The organism is Intrasporangium sp. DVR, assembly GCF_040365325.1.
In the GTDB taxonomy this organism is placed as follows: domain Bacteria; phylum Actinomycetota; class Actinomycetes; order Actinomycetales; family Dermatophilaceae; genus Intrasporangium.
In genome coordinates this window covers 212,018-228,495 of sequence record NZ_BAABZW010000001.1, presented here as the reverse complement: position 1 = coordinate 228,495, position 16,478 = coordinate 212,018, and the positions used below count along the sequence as shown (strand labels likewise).

Here is a 16,478-nt window from a genome sequence, read left to right as displayed (position 1 = left end):
GTCGCACACGCCGCGCACCCGCCGGAGGGCCGCTGGGTTGGATATCGGACGGATAAACATTGTCCGCCATGTGGGATTTCCCCGAAGAACCGCACTAAGTTGCTCCCCAACCGATCGTGGCGGCCATCACTCCTGTCGCGAAAGGTCTCCTCTTGGTCGGCCCATCCCAGGGCGACCTTCGCACTAGAGCGAGGTAACTCATGAAGTTCTTCCGGAAGGCCACCCCGGTCGCCATCATGGCGACTGCGGCGCTGGTCCTCGGGGCCTGTGCCCAGTCCGAACGTGACACCGAAACCCCCGGCGCCACCGGTGGCGCTGCCGCGAGCGGTGGCACCCTCACCTTTGGTGCTGCCGGAGCCCCGAAGCTGTTCGACCCCTTCTACGCGACCGACGGTGAGACCTTCCGCGTGACGCGGCAGATCTTCGACGGCCTGCTCCAGCTCAAGCCGGGCACGGCGGACCTCGAGCCGGCTCTGGCCACCGAGATGCCCACGTCGAGCGACGGCACGACCTGGGACTTCAAGCTCCGCGAGGGCGTGAAGTTCAGCGACGGCGAGCCCTTCAACGGCGACGCCGTCTGCAAGAACTTCGAGCGCATGTTCGACCAGAACGCCGACGCCCAGAAGGGCCCGGCCGACTACTGGTCCTACACGATGGGCGCGTTCAAGGACAAGGCGTCCGAGTCGCTCTACAAGGGCTGCGAGGCCAAGGACGAGAAGACCGTCACCATCTCGCTCACCCGCGTCAGCTCCGCCTGGCCCGCGATGCTCGCCCTGCCGTCCTTCTCGATGCAGAGCCCGAAGGCGCTGACCGAGGGCAAGGCCAACGACGTCAAGGCCCAGGGTGAGGGCTTCGTCTACCCGGCCTACTCGCAGAACCCGGTCGGCACGGGCGCGTTCAAGTTCGAGAAGTACGACCAGGCCAACGGCACCGTGACGCTCGCGCGCAACGACGACTACTGGGGCGACAAGGCCAAGCTCGACAAGCTCGTCTTCAAGATCGTCCCGGACGAGTCGACCCGCCGCCAGGAGCTCAAGGCCGGCAGCATCCAGGGCTACGACCTGCCCAACCCGGTCGACTGGAAGGGCCTCGAGGACGAGGGCAACCAGGTGCTCGTGCGCCCGGCGTTCAACATCCTCTACATGGGTCTCAACCCGGAGAAGAACCCGAAGCTGAAGGACCTCAAGGTCCGCCAGGCCCTCTACCACGCCCTCAACCGTGAGCAGCTCGTCCAGACGCAGCTGCCCGAGGGCGCGACCGTCGCGACGCAGTTCATGCCCGACACCGTCGCCGGCTACAACAAGAGCCTGCAGCCGTACGCGTACGACGTCGAGAAGGCCAAGTCGCTCCTCAAGGAGGCCGGCGCCGAGGGCATGACGCTGAACTTCGCCTACCCGACCGAGGTGTCGCGTCCGTACATGCCGAACCCGCAGAAGATCGCGGAGGCGCTGCGCACCGACCTCGAGGCCGCCGGCGTCAAGGTCAAGTTCACCGCCAAGCCGTGGAACGGTGGCTACCTCGACGGCATCGACGCGGGAGCGTTCGACGCGTGGATCATCGGCTGGACCGGTGACTACAACGCCGCCGACAACTTCATCGGCACCTTCTTCAAGGGCAAGACGAACGACTTCCACACGTACTCACAGCCGTGGGGTCAGAAGCTCAACGACGACCTCGTCGCGGCCGACACCATCCCCGACGAGGCGGCACGCACCGCGGCCTACGAGAAGCTGAACCAGCAGATCATGGAGGAGTACCTCCCGGGTCTGGCGCTGACGCACTCGCCGCCCGCGCTCGTCGTCGGTCCTGGGGTCGAGGGCATCGTCGCCTCGCCGATGACCGCCGAGGAGTTCAACACCGCCTCTGTCGGAGGCAAGTGACCCTTGCCTGAGGCCACCTCTGGCCCGGACACTGTCACAACAGCCGGGGGCCGTCCCATTCACGTGGGACGGCCCCCGGTCGTGAGAAAGGATGGCACCTGGCCATGCTGAGATTCATCGTGCGCCGCCTGATCCAGATGGTCGGCGTGGTCGTGGTTCTCTCCCTCCTCTTGTTCATGTGGTTCAAGGCTCTGCCGGGCGGCACCGTCTCGGCCATGCTCGGTGAGCGGGCGACGCCGGAGCGCCGGGCGCAGCTCGAGCAGGCCCTCGGGCTCGACCAGCCGCTGTGGGTGCAGTACTGGAACTACATCAAGCGGATGGCGACCGGAAACTTCGGTCCGTCCAACGGCGTCCTGCCCGGACGGGACGCCTTCGAGATCTTCCTCTCCCGCTTCCCCGCGACCGTCGAGCTGGCCACGCTCGCGATCCTCCTCGCCGTCCTCATCGGCATCCCGTTGGGCTACTTCGCGGCCCGGCGCCGGGACAGCTGGCTGGACAACCTGTCCGTCATGGGCTCGCTCGTCGGGGTCGCCGTGCCGGTCTTCTTCCTCGCCTTCATGCTCAAGCACTGGTTCGCCGTCGAGCTCCAGTGGCTCCCGGTGTCAGGCCGGCAGTCCCCCACGATCGACGCGACGCGCGTGACCGGCTTCTTCGTCCTCGACGGCATCCTGACTCAGGAGTGGGACGCCGCGTGGGACGCCCTGGAGCACCTGATCCTCCCCGCCCTCGCGCTGGCCTCGATCCCCTTCGCGGTGATCTTCCGGATCACCCGTGCCTCCGTCCTCGACGTGGTCGAGGAGGACTACGTCCGTACGGCGAACGCCAAGGGACTGACCTCGCGGATCATCCGCGGCCGGCACATCCTGCGCAACGCGCTGCTGCCGGTCGTCACGACCATCGGCCTGCAGACCGGTGCCCTGCTCGCCGGCGCCGTGCTGACCGAGCGGGTGTTCAGCTACACCGGGATCGGCCAGGCGCTCGCCATGGCGATCGAGCTCAAGGACTACCCCGTCCTCCAGGTGCTCATCATGGCCGCAGCCGCCGTCTACGTCGTCGTCAACCTGCTCGTGGACATCACCTATGCCATCATCGACCCCCGCATCCGGACGAGGTGACCAGCGATGACCCCATCTCCTGATCCGCGCCGCTTCGGCGACGACAAGAAGGACCGCATCGACTCCCTGGCGCAGACGGCCGGGCAGTCCTCCGGCGCGGCCGGTGGACCGCAGGACGGGACCGTCCTGACGGTCGCCGACGCGGGCCGGGTGGCCGGCGGCGAGGGCCAGTCGCTCATCGCCAGTGCCTGGAAGCGGCTGCGTCGCAACCCGGTCTTCCTCACCGGCGCCGCCATCACGTTCGTCTTCGTCGTGCTGGCCATCATCGGCCCCTGGATCGCGCCCCACGACGCGGCGTCGACGCCCCTGCTCAACCAGGTGCGCCGCCAGAGCAACCCGGTGCCCGGGCCGCAGCCCGGCTTCCCCCTCGGGGGGGACGACATCGGCCGGGACCTGCTCTCCCGCCTCCTCGTCGGCGGGCGCCAGACCCTCATCGTCGGCGTCCTCGCGACCGTGGGCGGCCTGCTCGGCGGGCTCACCCTCGGCACCCTCGCGGGCGCCATCGGCGGCTGGGTCGACGCGCTCGTCATGCGCATCGTCGACGTCATGCTCTCGATCCCCGGCCTGATCCTGGCCGTGTCCATCGCGGCGATCGCCGCGAGCCCGAGCCAGACCACGGTGATCATCGCCATCGCCGTCGTCCAGATCCCGATCTTCGCGCGGCTCCTCCGCGGGTCGATGCTCGCCCAGCGGGCCAGCGACCACGTGCTCGCCGCCCGAGCGCTCGGGGTCAAGCCGGCGGCGATCGTCTTCCGCCACATGCTGCCCAACTCGCTCGGCCCAGTGATCGTCCAGGCGACGCTCGTCCTCGCCACCGCGATCATCGAGGCCGCCGGCCTGTCCTTCCTCGGCCTCGGCAACCCCGACGACCGGCAGCCCGAGTGGGGTCAGATGCTCGGCCAGGCCCAGAACTACGTCAGCGACTACCCCCACCTGGCCATCTACCCGGCGCTCTGCATCATCGTCGTCGCGCTCGGCTTCACCCTCATGGGTGAGTCGCTGCGTGAGGCCCTCGACCCCAAGAGCAGGAGGTGACCGGGGTGTCCCAGACCATCTCATCCGCGTCCACCAGTGCCAGCACCGGACGCCACGGCGACGAGCCGCTCCTCCAGGTGCGTGACCTCAAGGTCACCTTCACCCGGCACGGCGAGGAGTCGTTCGTCGCGGTCGACGGGATCGACTTCGACGTCCGCCCCGGGCAGACGGTGGGCCTCGTCGGTGAGTCCGGCTGTGGCAAGTCGGTGACGTCGCTCGCGATCATGGGCCTGCTCCCCAAGCGGGGCAACCGGGTCGAGGGCGAGGTCCGCTTCGCCGGCACCGACCTGCTGACGCTCTCCGACGGGGAGATGCGCGACCGCCGCGGGCAGGAGCTCGCGATGATCTTCCAGGACCCGCTCAGCTCGCTCAACCCGGTCGTCCCGGTGGGCCTGCAGGTCGCCGAGGTGCTCGAGCGGCACAAGGGGATGTCCCGCAAGGCTGCGATGAGCGTGGCCAAGGAGATGCTCGACAAGGTCGGCATCCCGGACCCCGAACGACGCCTCAAGGACTACCCGCACCAGATGTCGGGCGGGATGCGCCAGCGGGCCCTCATCGCGATGGCGCTGGCCTGTGAGCCGCGGCTGCTCATCGCGGACGAGCCGACGACCGCGCTCGACGTGACGATCCAGGCGCAGATTCTCACCCTCCTCAAGGACCTCGTCCAGGAGACCGGCACGGCGCTGATCATGATCACGCACGACCTCGGCGTCGTCGCGGGCCTCTGCGACGAGGTCAACGTCCTCTACGCCGGCCGCATCGTCGAGCGGGCGGAGCGGCACGCGCTCTTCCAGCAGCCGCGCCACCCCTACACGCACGGCCTGCTGGAGTCGATCCCGAAGCTCGAGGTGGGCCGCGGCGAGCGGCTCAACCCGATCCCCGGCTCAGTCGCCGACAACCTCCCGTGGACGAGCGCCTGCGCCTTCGCGCCCCGGTGCCCCAACGCGCTCGAGGTGTGCCGCGAGCAGACGCCGCAGCTGGAGATGGACTACGGCCGCGCCCTGCGCTGCTTCAACCCTGTGGAGGTGGGTCGGTGACCTCGACCGTGAACCCTGGCCGAGACGAGAGCGGAGCGTCCACCGCGACGGTCCCGGCGGACGCCGACCACCGGGACGTCCTGGTCGACGTGCGCGGCGTCAAGGTGCACTTCCCGATCAAGAAGGGCGTCATCTTCGACAAGACGATCGGCTACGTCTACGCCGTCGACGGGGTGGACCTGCAGATCCGGCGCGGGGAGACCTATGGCCTCGTCGGCGAGTCGGGCTGTGGCAAGTCGACCCTGGGCCGGGCGATCCTCAACCTCGAGCCGCCGACCGAGGGGTCGGTGAGCTTCGACGGGGTGGACATCGCGAGCCTCAAGGGCGAGGAGCTGCGGCGCAAGCGGCAGGACATCCAGATGGTCTTCCAGGACCCGATGAGCAGCCTCGACCCGCGCCAGTCGGTCGAGTCGCTCCTGCTCGAGGGGATGAAGGCGCACGGGCTCGTCGAGAACGACCACGCGGCCAACCAGCGCCTCCGCGAGCTCCTCGCGGCGGTCGGCCTGCCCCCGGCGGCCCTGAAGAAGTACCCGCACGAGTTCTCCGGTGGCCAGCGCCAGCGCATCGGCATCGCCCGGGCCCTGTCGGTCAACCCCAAGCTCATCGTCGCGGACGAGCCGGTCTCGGCGCTCGACGTGTCGGTGCAGGCGCAGGTGATCAACCTCCTCGAGGACCTGCAGGACGAGTTCGGCCTCACCTACCTCGTCGTCGCCCATGACCTCGCGGTGGTGCGGCACATCAGCGACCGGGTCGGCGTGATGTACCTCGGCGCGCTCGTCGAGGAGGCTCCGGCGAAGGACCTCTACGCCCAGCCGCTGCACCCCTACACGCGGGCGCTGCTCTCCGCGGTCCCCGTGCCGGACCCGGTGATCGAGGACCAGCGCGAGCGCATCCTGCTGACCGGTGACCTGCCCTCCCCCGCCAACCCGCCGTCAGGGTGCCGCTTCCACACGCGCTGCCCCTGGCGCCAGCCGACCCGGTGCGACACCGAGCGGCCGGCCCTGCGCACCGTGGACATCGCCGGCGTGCCCGCGGAGCAGCGGGTGGCCTGCCACTGGGCCGAGCAGATCGCCTCGGGCGAGCTGCGCCCGCACGAGGTGCAGGCCGTCGCGGTGGAGCAGGCCGCGCTCATCAACCAACCGGACTCGCCGATCATCGGCCCGACCTCGATCGGCGAGATCGGCTGACGGCAAAGGGGCGCCGCTCCTACAAGCGGCGCCCCTCTAAGTCGATCGAGATAAATTCAGCAGCCGGTCGGGAGGGAGGTGCAGGGCGTGGCGCCAATGCACTCGTCGAGGACCACTTGGCCGGAGGTCGCAACCTCGCCGATCAGGTAAGGGTCCACGGTGTCCTTCACGCCGACCCAGCCGTACACGCGGATCGTGCTCGCACTGCTGCAAGAGGAGTAGACGAAGGTCCGGCACTCCTCTGCGCCCGGACCCACCGTCAAGGGGGCATCCTCGAAACCGGCCCCACACTTGGCAAGCGGCTTGTTCGAGTTGTTCTCCAAGTGGTGGATCCAGACCTGGTACGTCCCGCCACAGTTGTTCTTGAAACAGAGTTGAAGCTTGTACGAGTAGTAGTTCGTGGCGCCCGGCCACTTGCATGCGCTCTGGCCCAGAGTGATCTGGATGCATTCGGGTGATGCCGCGTGGGCGGGCGCCGCGACGATGATCGGGACCGCTGGAACGGCCCAGGCTGCGCCCTTGACGAGCGTGCGGCGTGAGACGCCCTTGCGCTGGCCCTCTTCAGACATTGCGATTCTCCCCTGCTCCGCGGCGCGCGAGCGCCTGCACCCTCTCCCCGACTACCATGCCGAGCGTAACACCGCTGATGCCGTTCGGAGGCAAGTGTGATAGGAGAGGCACTGGACGGCGGTCAACTACGGAGTCGCTCGAGCAAGCCGTCCACGACCAGCAGGTCGAGATACCGCAGCACATCCGGCTCGATTTCGACCGGCTCCCGGGCCACGAGCCGGGCAACGCCGTCGACCACGTCCTCCTCCCCTGCTGAGGCGACCAGCCAGATGACTGCCGCGGTGCCGCTCAGCATGACCGGGGGCCCGTCGGGCAGCCGCATGAGGTAGAGCTCCGGGTTCTCGGGCGACGGCTGGGGCGACCCCTCGGGCGGCTCGCCGTGCATGACGTACGCCACCCGCCGAGGCACGGCGAATCTCACCCCGACCTCCTCCTGCGGCGCCTCGTGACAATCGACGCTGACTCGGCCAGGACCCAACCGATCCGCTCGACGTACGCCCGGGCGAGTTCCCGCCGGGTGGGCGGCCGTCCCAGCCACTCGGTCATCCGTCGGCGGTTGGGCACCACCAGCCTCACCGCCCTGCGGAGCGCGCGGCGCGGTGTCGGCTCGGCACGAACCCGCGCCCACCAGAGGCGGCGCCGGGACATCTCACCACTCGAGAGGGCGGTCCAGAGCCCGTGCTCCCGTCGGGACCGGAAACGGTCAAGGTTTCCAGTGGCGGCGGCGAGCGCCACCTCGGCGTCGAGCTCACGGGCCAGCTGCTCCACGGCCCGTTGGTCAGGCCCGCTGGCGTCGGTCCAGCTCCGCCGGATGTCGCCGAGGTTCTCCGCGCTCATGCGTGCCGCATGGAGGAGGAGGATGAGCCGCTGGGCCGTCACCCCCGGGACGGGGCAGGGGTAGCCGGCGATGGGGGTCTGGACCCGGTCGGCCCACAGTCGGTCGAACGCTCGCTCCGGGTCGACGCCGATCCCGGGGAAGGCACGGTGGACGTCGACCAGAGCAAGCTGGGGGTGCCGCATGGTAGCTGCGTGCTCGAACGCGGAGCCGTCCTCGAAGTCGAACTTCGTCATCCAGCCATGCGCATGCATAGCCCGGACGAGAACCGGCAGGTGGCTCGGACGAACCAGGACATCGGCGTCAGAGCTACGGCGGGGCACCGTCCGGGACAGTGCCCCCTCAAGACCGGCAGGTGAATCGACCCGCTCCAGTAAGTCCGGATGCAGGGTCGGACCCTTGATATGAAGCACGTCGACCCGGACGTCCTCGGCAAGGGCTTGGACGCTCGCGTGGGTGAGCCGGATCCCGACGTCGAGGGGCATCAGGTCGCTCACGCGCTCAGAGTAACCGGGTCCATCCTCACTGGAACGGCGAGAAGGGTGTGCTGCCGGTGATAGCGTCCGGGACGTCTTGGCATCGTGTGCTGACAGTGAATGGGGCGGTATGAAGGTCGTCATCACCGGAGGCGCCGGCTTCATCGGCGCAAACCTAGGCCGTGAACTGCTGAGGCGGCCGGAGGTCGACTCCGTGGTGGCCTTCGACAACCTCACGACCGGCTTCCGCGGCAACCTCGAAGGCACCGGGATCGAGCTCGTCGAAGCCACGATCCTGGACCCCGCTGCGTTGGATGAGGCGTGCGAGGGCGCCGATGCCATCGTGCACCTTGCCGCTCTCCCCTCGGTCCCCCGCTCGGTCATCGACCCGATCGCCTCGCACCACTCGAACGCGACCGGGACCTTAGAGGTGCTGCAGGCCGCCCGCCGCGCCGGAGGCACCCACGTCGTGGTGGCCTCGTCGTCCTCGGTCTACGGCGCGAACCGGGAGCTGCCGAAGCGGGAGAGCATGCGGACCGGCCCCATCTCGCCCTATGCCGTCAGCAAGCAGGCGACGGAGGCCTACACGATCGCCTTCGGCCACACGTATGGGCTGCCCACGCTGGCGTTCCGCTTCTTCAACGTGTACGGGCCACTGCAGGCCGCCGGCCATGCCTACGCCGCGGTGGTGCCGGCGTTCATCGATGCCGCCCTGCGAGGTGTCCCACTGTCCGTTCACGGGGACGGTGAGCAGACGCGCGACTTCACCTACGTCGGCACGGTCGCGCGGGTCCTCGCCGACGCAGTGACGAACAAGGTCGCGGACCTGGATCCAGTCAACCTCGCGTTCGGCACCCGGACGTCGCTCAACGGTCTCATCGACGAGCTCGCACATGTCCTCGACGACCGTCCGACGGTGGAGCACGTCGAGCCGCGGGCGGGGGACGTCCGCGACTCGCAGGCGGACAACTCGCGCCTGCTCACCCTCTTCCCCGACGTCAAGCCGGTCTCGCTGCGCGACGGGCTCCAGGCGACGGTGGACTGGTTCCGGACCCTGCCGGACTACCAGCGATAGCGAGGCGGGCCCCAGATGCTGGGCCGTCTCGGCGGCAGGGAGCTTTTCGGGCTGGCCGTGCTCGTCGTCTGGGTTGGCTGGGCGGGCATCAGGTCGGCCCTCGCCGGCCAAGCGCTTTCGCCCTTGTCGCCCTACGTCGCCGCGCCGTTGTCCTTGGCTGTCGGCGTAGCGCTCGGCGCCCTCCTGGCGCCATACTCCTGGAGGCGCGGCGTCACGCTGGCCCTGCTCGGGGCAACGCTCTACCTCCTCGTCGCGGTGCTGGCCACCGGTGGCCCCGCAAAGAGCCCCACCGGCTACGCCAACGCGAACGCGGCCCTTGCGGTTCAGCTGATCGGCCTGTCCGGGCTGGCTCTCCTCGCCGCTCCTCGCGGGCGTCGATGGCCGTTGGTCGTGGCGGCGATCTCCAGCTTGGGGGTGACGGTGGCCAACGCCTCAGTGGGAGCAATTGCCCTGGGTGGACCACTGCTCGCGCTGGTGCTGACGATGCGCTGGAAGCCAGCCCAGCGGCATACGGGAAAGGTGGTGGCGACCGGCCTGAGCACTGCGGCGATGGCTGTCTCAGCGACGGCTGTGATGGCGCTTGCCACCCAGCCGAGCTGGCCTCGCTTGGTCCTGAGGCTCCTCGACGAAGCCCGACACACCATGTGGGGGGACGCCGTGCGGCTGTGGCGCGAACACGCGGCTTTCGGGGCGGGCCCCGGGGCGTTCGAGCGGATCAGCACGCTGGGACACGACCCGGACACCGCGTCGGCTCACTCAGTCGTGCTCCAGGTGGGCGCCGAGACCGGTTGGGTGGGCGTGGCGCTCCTGCTGGCCATCGGGCTGACCGGCTCGTGGTGGGCGTCACAGGGCCGGCCTGCGTCCGCAGTGGTCGGTGTGGCGACGTGGACCGCGCTGGTCGTCCACTCGATGACGGACCACCTGGTGGATTTCCCACTGGTTGTCCTGGCCGGGGGCATCGTCCTCGGCTGGAGCGGCGCGAGCGGGCGATCAGAACAGCTCGACGTCTCCGAGGGTCAGCCTCCACGCTGACGGTGCCGGCGGCGAGCCGGCCAGCGGGCGTGTCGTCAGGAGGGGTCCCTGGCCGGGCAGCGGCACCAGGCCGGCCGACGGGCCGGTGCGCAGACCGATCGCATAGTCAGCCCCGCTCTCCTTGAGGGCGCGGCGCACGAGGCGGGCTCCGGTGCGCCAGTCGGGGACGAGCTGCTCGATGACGGCAGCCTCGAGCGCCTGGCCGCGGCGGCGGAGCCGGAAGACGAGGCCGCCCTCGGAGGGGTCGCCGGGGGACGCGAGCAGGAGGCGGTAGTGCAGCGGCTCGAACGAGGTCCGCCAGACGAGGTACGCCGGGGTCCGGTCGGTGCGGAATCCGCGTCGCGGTGCATGCTGGAGTAGGCGGGCGGCCACGTCGCGGTCGGCCAGCGCGGTGGCAGCATCGAGACCCACCGTCGTGGGCTCGGACCACAGGGATGCCGGGACGCGCGAGCGCACCATCGTCAGGGCGGAGCGGCCGCCCGCCGGGAGGACCCCGACGGGCAGGCGCCGGGCGAGGCTCCAGCCCATCTTGAGGTAGCCGGGTCGGCTCTGGTCGTTGGGAGTGTTGAACACGATGGCGTCGCCCGCCAACGTGAGCTCCGCGACGCTCTGCAGGGTGAGCGTGCGGAAGATGCCCATCCCCTGGAAGGCCGGGTCGGTCGCGGTGTCGACGGCCCGGACGGCCGGGACCGCCTTGCCTTTGTCGTCGAGGAACCGCCAGCGCAGGAAGGTGCGGTAGCCGACCACCCGCCCCTCGTGGAGCGCAACCCATCCCGGCGACTCCCCGAACGGGTTCTCCCTGTGCTTCCAGTGAAAGAAGACCTCGTTCGGATCGCCCGTCGCCCACCCGAGTGACGAGCGGAAGAGCTCGAGCACTCCCGGCTCGTCGGCGGGCTGTGCGGGTCGGAAGTCGAGCTCCGGCCGATCGGACTGCGATGTCATGCATTGCCTCCATCGAGCCACGACTGGAGCATGAGGAGCGTCCAGAGGGCGTAGTCGTGATTCCTGCGGCCTGACTCGTGCTCCGCAAGGGCCACGGCGACGATGTCGGGACGGAGGATTCCCTGCCGCCGCAGGCGGTCAGTCGCAAGCAGGTCATGTGCCCACTCGTTCAGCGGTCCCCGCAGCCACGCAGCCAACGGCGGGTCGAAACCGACCTTGGGTCGTTCCCAGAGAGCCTGCGGCACATGGCGACTGAGGATCTGTCGCACCAGCCACTTGCCGCGGCCATCGCGCACCTTCGCCCTGTCTGGCAGACGCCACGTCAGCTCGACGAAGCGGTGGTCGAGGAACGGCACGCGGACCTCGAGGGCGACGGCCATGCTGGCGCGGTCCACCTTGACCAGCATGTCGTCCGGAAGGGTCGTCAGCTGGTCCGCCAAGAGCATGGCTGCCAGCGGGCTCATGGAGGCGGCGGCTGTGCTCGCTCGGGCCAACGGCGCTGGGGGGGCCACCATCACGCGCGTTGGGTCCCACTGCGTCGAGAGGACGCCGAAGGCAGCCAAGGAGTCCTCGGCCCTCAGTGCGGCGGCCAGCTTGTGCGCCTTCGTGCCGAGGTCGGGGGTCCGCGTCCCCGTCAACGCGGCCAGGCGGTCCCAGCCGGCCGGCGGAATGCTGCGGACTCCGGCAGAGATCCCGGCGCGAAGGGGAGCCGGAAGCCCGAAGATGCGGGAGAGCCCACCGTGAGCCACCTGGTAGCGGTTGTAGCCGCCCAGCAGCTCGTCGGCACCGTCGCCGCTGAGCGCAACGGTGACGTGCTCCCGCGCGGCTGCGCAGAGGAGCGCGGTGGGCATCGCGGACGGGTCGGCGAAGGGTTCGTCGTGCATCTCGGCGACCCGCGTGGCGAGCTTCACGGCGTCGAGCTCGGGGAGCGGCAGCGTCTGGTGCGCCGTGCCGAGGTGAGCGGCGACGCGGGAAGCGGCCTCCGACTCGTCCCCGGCACCACCGACGGCCACGGTGAACGACCGCACCGGCTGGGTGCTCACTTGCTGGGCCAGTGCGACGATGGTCGTCGAGTCGAGGCCCCCGGACAGGAACGCGCCCACGGGAACGTCAGCCTGCAGGCGACGGTGGACGGAGGAGCGCAAGGCGTCTTCCGCAAGGTCGACCAGCTCCGAGTCGTGCAGGGTCAACGGGTTTGCCGAGCCGGCGGCGGAGACCCGCCCGAGTGACCAGTAGGTGGCCGGCTCTGTGGAGACGCCGTCCCGACCAACGCGAACGATCGTGCCCGGGGGCAGCTTGGAGATGCCCGGAAGGATCGAGTACGGAGCGGGGACGAAGCCCAGCCGGAGAAAGGCCGCGACGGCCTCACGGTCCGGCTCCGTCGGAGCCGCCCGAAGTCGTCGGATGGCACTGAGCTCCGAGGCGAAGGCGAAGGTCGAGCCGACTCGGCCGTAGTAGAGCGGCTTCTCGCCCAGACGATCGCGTGCCAGGGTGAGCTGCTGCTCCTGTCGATCCCACAGGCCGAGCGCGAACATGCCGTCGACGGCCATGATCGCGGCCTCGGGGCCTTGTCTCGCGATGAGCTCGAGGAGCACCTCGGTGTCCGAGTGTCCGCGGAGCCTGACGCCTTGGGACTCCAGCTCCGCCCGGTGGTCGGCGTGGTCGTAGATCTCGCCGTTGAGGACGACCACCCACCTGCCGTCTGAGGAGACCATGGGTTGGTGGCCCGCCGGCGACAGGTCGACGATGGATAGGCGCCGATGGGCCAGGACCACCCCGGCCTGAAGGTCCAGCCATCGTCCACGGTCGTCGGGGCCGCGGTGAGCCACTGCTGCGGACATGCGATCCACATCGTCGGCGAGGTGCGCGCTGCCGGGACCGAGCAGACCGGCCAGGCCGCACATAGGTTCCCCTCATGCCCAGGAAGACGCCAGCTCCTTGGCGCCGGACCGAGTCTATGTCGCCGCGGCTTGCGGAGGATGGGTCTGCGGCAGACTGACCCCATGCCGAATGCGGGGCGCGACCACGCCGACCCTGTCCGCGTCCTGTGGGCCATCAAGGGCCTCGGCCCGGGCGGCGCCGAGCAGCTCCTCGTGTCCTCGGCGGCAGTCGCTGATCACCAACGCTTCAGCTACGAGGCCGCGTACGTGCGACCCGACAAGGACCAGCTGGTCGGGGCCTTGGCTCGGGCGGGGGTGCCGTCCACCCTGGTGGGTGATGGGCGCTGGGGCAGGTACCTCTGGCCGATCCGGCTGTGGCGGCTCCTCCCCCGTTTTGACGTCGTTCATGCGCACTCCCCCCTTGTCGCTGGAGTGGCCAGGGTCGCTGCCCGCCTTCTCCCGGCCCAGCGGCGGCCGGTCACGGTCTCCACTGAGCACAACGTGTGGGGCAACTTCTCGCGCCCGACCCGTCTGCTCAATGCCGTGACCGCCGGCCTCGATGCACGCCGCTGGGCAGTGTCGGAAGAGGTGCGGCGCTCCATGTGGCCGTCGCGCCGCTCCTCCACGTCGGTCCTCGTGCATGGGATCGTGCAGGGCGCGGCAACCCCTGAGGAGGGGACGCGACGGCGCGTCCGAGGTGAGCTAGGCATCCCGGAGGACGCGGTCGTGGCCATCACGGTCGCCAACCTGCGGCGGGAAAAGGACTATCCGAACCTGCTCGAGGCGGCACGCCTGGCGCTCCGGGACGATGATCGGCTGGTCCTGCTCGCCGTCGGCCAGGGACCGCTGGCCGACGAGATCGAGGCTCTCCACCACAGACTCCAGCTGGGCGAGAGAGTTCGCCTCCTCGGCTACCGAACCGACGTGGCCGACCTGCTCGCCGCAGCCGACATCTTCATCCTTGGTTCTGCCTATGAAGGCCTGCCCGTGTCCATCATGGAAGCCATGGCGCAGGGCCTGCCCGTGGTCGCCACCGCAGTGGGTGGGGTGCCCGAGGCAGTGACCGACGGCGAGACCGGGCGACTCGTGCCACCGCGTGACCCGCAGGCGCTCGCTCACGCCCTGAACGGACTGGCGAGCGACGTCAATGCTCGACTCACCATGTCGGCGGCTGCCAAGGAACGGGCTCGGTCCTTCGACATCAGGACCGCCGTAGTGGAAGAGGAGCGGGCCTACACCCAGCTGGCTCGTCGCTAGGGCCGAATCCCTGCTGCCTTGCCGGCGCGCACGAACTGCGAGTAGACCCGCTCTGGCAGCAGAGATCCCTCGACCTTGGCGCGGAAGAAGCGGTCGGGGTCGCTCTGCCGCACGGGCACCCGGCGAAGCTCCATGCGGTCCGTGTCAGGACGGTTGCGTCCGAGATGGCCTGTGGAGGCACTGCGGAACCGCTCTCGGAGCGCCGGGCGCAGGTCCGGGACCGGAACGCCCCATGGATAGGTGAAATGCTGCGGCGTCACGCCGAGGTGCTGACGAACCTCGTCGTTGCACCGGTCGAGCTCCCCCACCGAGAGATCTTCCGGGCGAACATGCAGGTGCGTGTGGTTGCCGACCGTGCACAACCCTGAATCGAGCATCTCGCCGAGCTGCACCCACGACATTCCCCGTCCCGGCGCCCCTTGAGCGGTCGCCCCCTCCCAGACCATCGCCGCCCCCATGTAAGCCGACGCGAGGTAGACCGTGAACGGAAGGCCGCGATCTCGGAGGAGCGGCCAGGCATTCTCGTAGACGTCCTCGAACCCGTCGTCGAAGGTCAGCACGACACTCGGGGTGGTGTTGCCCCGGTCCAGGCGGTCGAGTGCATCGTCCAGGGACACGACGTCGTGGTGCTCGAGCATCCGCAGTTGCCTCGCGAAGTCCTCAGGCGACAGGTCGAGCTCGTCACTCGTGGCCCCGCCGACTCGGTGGTAGATCAGCAGGGTCGCCCCATCAGCGACACGGCGTCCACGTCCGAGGGCGAGGACCTCCTTGACTCGCTTGCGACCACGATGGCGTGGTATCGCGCTGGCAGTCGTGTCAGCGGGGCGCATGGTGAACGTCTTTCGTGGCTCGGGCCGGCGACTGCGGTGCGTTGGCGGGGGTGAGAGCCAGAAGGATGAAGAAGAAGGGGAGCATCAGCACACGTTGGCGAGCGAGGATGCCGAAGTTGCCGAAGCCGGAGAACGCGACGACAAACGCCATCGAGTAGGTCATCGCAAACACGACGTACGCGTGTTGGCGCATGACCTGCGGCAGTCGTCGGATGGCGGGCCATGCTCTGACGGTGATGGCCAGAAGAACCAGCCCTTCGATGCTCTGCAGCAGAAGTTGGGCGTTCTGGGCTTCCCACGGAAGCGGGCGGAACAAAATGGTGATGACGGCAATGGGGATCCCGATGACCGACGTGACCGGGACCGGGGAGAAGGAGGACCCGCCCTGAGCGGTCTGCTCCTGTCGGAAATCGACGCTCTCGGAGATCGCCTGCCAGCTGAGATCGTCGATCCCCAGCATCGCGGCGGACTGTGTCGTGAGGACCACGGTCACCGCACCGACGACGAGCAGCCCGCCCAGCTTGCTGAGGATGTCGGTCGACCTCTCGCCGGTGGGGCGGAAGAGCTGAGCCACCGCGAGGCCAGCGAAGAGCAGCAGGGCGATGTGCGGCCGGATGATGCCCGTGCCCGCCGCCCCCACTGCCAGTAGAACGACAGCGCCTGATCGGTGGGCGAACAGCTTGGCCGCTCCTAGAGCGGTGACCCCGACGAAGAGCATCAGCCATGCCTCCTTGCCGATGCTCGAGGGCCAGTACAACATCGATGGGAGCAGCAGGACGAGAAGGGCGTAGCGCCGCGCGTTGGCCCAGGGCAGCGCAACGCAGAATGCCCGGTACAACAGGTATTGACCCCAGAACGCAAACGACGCAAACACGACGAATGCAGCTAGGGGGGAAGGACCGATGACCGTGTAGATGACTGTCGTGATGAACTCCATGTATTGCGTCCCGCGAGCGCCTGCCACCTCCCACTGGATCGATCCCTGCCGCCACAGCTGGTAGTGCGCCGCCGCATAGAGGTTGTAGCGCTCTGCATCTGCCGCCCCCTCGTACACGACGTAGGCGACCGCGTAGCGAACGAGGGTTCCGAGGATCTTGGCGGCGAGCGCCAACACGAGGAGCGAGCCGAGCCACTTCTCTCGTGACCCCCGCGCGACCCGCGAGATCAGCAGGAGGTTGAGTGCGGTGAGGAGCGGGACGACGATGATGGCGCCCCAGACGTTGTACGACTGAGTCCGAAGGGCCCACGAGAGCGCCGCCGCAACGGCGCCTCCGATGACAAGGGCGAGCGTGACCGCCCCCGCACGGACCGAGAGATGCCTCATCGA

General features: G+C 69.2%; 15 protein-coding genes. 8 read left to right on the top strand and 7 right to left on the bottom strand.

Annotated features, from left to right (window positions below; genetic code table 11):
* Positions 1-200: 200 nt before the first annotated feature.
* From ABWV20_RS01100 to ABWV20_RS01080, 5 genes are all read left to right on the top strand, one after another.
* A complete protein-coding gene (locus ABWV20_RS01100; RefSeq protein ID WP_353352902.1) occupies positions 201-1,880 on the top strand; it encodes an ABC transporter substrate-binding protein in 1,680 nt (559 codons plus the stop codon).
* A gap of 104 nt (positions 1,881-1,984) precedes the next feature.
* A complete protein-coding gene (locus tag ABWV20_RS01095; protein ID WP_353352900.1) occupies positions 1,985-2,995 on the top strand; it encodes an ABC transporter permease in 1,011 nt (336 codons plus the stop codon).
* Positions 2,996-3,001: 6 nt separating this feature from the next.
* Entirely contained in the window at positions 3,002-4,030 is a 1,029-nt protein-coding gene (locus tag ABWV20_RS01090; protein ID WP_353352899.1) for an ABC transporter permease, read from the top strand.
* 5 nt (positions 4,031-4,035) lie between these two features.
* Positions 4,036-5,067, top strand: a complete 1,032-nt coding sequence (locus ABWV20_RS01085) for an ABC transporter ATP-binding protein (protein WP_502901735.1) — start codon at positions 4,036-4,038, stop codon at positions 5,065-5,067.
* Positions 5,064-6,254, top strand: a complete 1,191-nt coding sequence (locus ABWV20_RS01080) for an ABC transporter ATP-binding protein (protein ID WP_502901734.1) — start codon at positions 5,064-5,066, stop codon at positions 6,252-6,254. The genes ABWV20_RS01085 and ABWV20_RS01080 overlap by 4 nt, the downstream gene beginning before the upstream one ends.
* A 56-nt stretch (positions 6,255-6,310) precedes the next feature.
* On the opposite strand, the gene ABWV20_RS01075 is transcribed toward ABWV20_RS01080, so the two are convergent.
* From ABWV20_RS01075 to ABWV20_RS01065, 3 genes are all read right to left on the bottom strand, one after another.
* Positions 6,311-6,823 (bottom strand): hypothetical protein, encoded by a 513-nt coding sequence (locus ABWV20_RS01075; RefSeq protein ID WP_353352898.1) that lies wholly within the window; start codon positions 6,821-6,823, stop codon positions 6,311-6,313.
* Between the two features lie 122 nt (positions 6,824-6,945).
* Positions 6,946-7,245 carry a hypothetical protein gene (locus ABWV20_RS01070; protein ID WP_353352897.1) on the bottom strand — a complete coding sequence of 100 codons (300 nt, stop codon included), beginning with the start codon at positions 7,243-7,245 and terminating at the stop codon, positions 6,946-6,948.
* Positions 7,242-8,156, bottom strand: coding sequence for a nucleotidyltransferase family protein (locus ABWV20_RS01065; RefSeq protein WP_353352896.1), 915 nt, complete (start codon positions 8,154-8,156; stop codon positions 7,242-7,244). The genes ABWV20_RS01070 and ABWV20_RS01065 overlap by 4 nt, the downstream gene beginning before the upstream one ends.
* Before the next feature lie 109 nt (positions 8,157-8,265).
* On the opposite strand from ABWV20_RS01065, the gene ABWV20_RS01060 reads away from it, so the two are divergent.
* On the top strand, positions 8,266-9,210 hold the full coding sequence (locus ABWV20_RS01060; RefSeq protein ID WP_353352895.1) for an NAD-dependent epimerase/dehydratase family protein: 945 nt from the start codon (positions 8,266-8,268) through the stop codon (positions 9,208-9,210).
* Between the two features lie 15 nt (positions 9,211-9,225).
* Positions 9,226-10,242, top strand: a complete 1,017-nt coding sequence (locus ABWV20_RS01055; RefSeq protein WP_353352893.1) for an O-antigen ligase family protein — start codon at positions 9,226-9,228, stop codon at positions 10,240-10,242.
* Here the strand turns inward: ABWV20_RS01055 and ABWV20_RS01050 are convergent.
* Both ABWV20_RS01050 and asnB read right to left on the bottom strand, forming a co-directional pair.
* The gene (locus tag ABWV20_RS01050; RefSeq protein ID WP_353352892.1) at positions 10,201-11,184 is read right to left on the bottom strand and encodes a GNAT family N-acetyltransferase; all 984 of its coding nucleotides are present in this window, start codon (positions 11,182-11,184) and stop codon (positions 10,201-10,203) included. The two genes, ABWV20_RS01055 and ABWV20_RS01050, sit on opposite strands and share 42 nt — an antisense overlap.
* Entirely contained in the window at positions 11,181-13,088 is a 1,908-nt protein-coding gene (asnB, locus tag ABWV20_RS01045; protein ID WP_353352891.1) for an asparagine synthase (glutamine-hydrolyzing), read from the bottom strand. Before asnB ends, ABWV20_RS01050 begins: the two co-directional genes overlap by 4 nt.
* Before the next feature lie 99 nt (positions 13,089-13,187).
* Between asnB and ABWV20_RS01040 the strand changes: the two genes are divergently transcribed.
* Entirely contained in the window at positions 13,188-14,321 is a 1,134-nt protein-coding gene (locus ABWV20_RS01040; protein WP_353352890.1) for a glycosyltransferase, read from the top strand.
* On the opposite strand, the gene ABWV20_RS01035 is transcribed toward ABWV20_RS01040, so the two are convergent.
* Together ABWV20_RS01035 and ABWV20_RS01030 are read right to left on the bottom strand one after the other, a co-directional pair.
* A complete protein-coding gene (locus ABWV20_RS01035; protein ID WP_353352889.1) occupies positions 14,318-15,151 on the bottom strand; it encodes a polysaccharide deacetylase family protein in 834 nt (277 codons plus the stop codon). The genes ABWV20_RS01040 and ABWV20_RS01035 overlap by 4 nt on opposite strands.
* A complete protein-coding gene (locus ABWV20_RS01030) occupies positions 15,138-16,475 on the bottom strand; it encodes a hypothetical protein (RefSeq protein ID WP_353352888.1) in 1,338 nt (445 codons plus the stop codon). Before ABWV20_RS01030 ends, ABWV20_RS01035 begins: the two co-directional genes overlap by 14 nt.
* Between the last annotated feature and the right edge of the window lie 3 nt (positions 16,476-16,478).

Excerpts from the sequence above, each read along its gene's own strand:
- ABWV20_RS01100 (WP_353352902.1), top strand. The coding sequence starts at position 201 with ATGAAGTTCTTCCGGAAGGCCACCCCGGTCGCCATCATGGCGACTGCG.
- ABWV20_RS01095 (WP_353352900.1), top strand. The coding sequence starts at position 1,985 with ATGCTGAGATTCATCGTGCGCCGCCTGATCCAGATGGTCGGCGTGGTC.
- ABWV20_RS01090 (WP_353352899.1), top strand. The coding sequence starts at position 3,002 with ATGACCCCATCTCCTGATCCGCGCCGCTTCGGCGACGACAAGAAGGAC.
- ABWV20_RS01075 (WP_353352898.1), bottom strand. The coding sequence starts at position 6,823 with ATGTCTGAAGAGGGCCAGCGCAAGGGCGTCTCACGCCGCACGCTCGTC.
- ABWV20_RS01060 (WP_353352895.1), top strand. The coding sequence starts at position 8,266 with ATGAAGGTCGTCATCACCGGAGGCGCCGGCTTCATCGGCGCAAACCTA.
- ABWV20_RS01055 (WP_353352893.1), top strand. The coding sequence starts at position 9,226 with ATGCTGGGCCGTCTCGGCGGCAGGGAGCTTTTCGGGCTGGCCGTGCTC.
- ABWV20_RS01050 (WP_353352892.1), bottom strand. The coding sequence starts at position 11,184 with ATGACATCGCAGTCCGATCGGCCGGAGCTCGACTTCCGACCCGCACAG.
- asnB (WP_353352891.1), bottom strand. The coding sequence starts at position 13,088 with ATGTGCGGCCTGGCCGGTCTGCTCGGTCCCGGCAGCGCGCACCTCGCC.
- ABWV20_RS01040 (WP_353352890.1), top strand. The coding sequence starts at position 13,188 with ATGCCGAATGCGGGGCGCGACCACGCCGACCCTGTCCGCGTCCTGTGG.
- ABWV20_RS01035 (WP_353352889.1), bottom strand. The coding sequence starts at position 15,151 with ATGCGCCCCGCTGACACGACTGCCAGCGCGATACCACGCCATCGTGGT.
- ABWV20_RS01030 (WP_353352888.1), bottom strand. The coding sequence starts at position 16,475 with ATGAGGCATCTCTCGGTCCGTGCGGGGGCGGTCACGCTCGCCCTTGTC.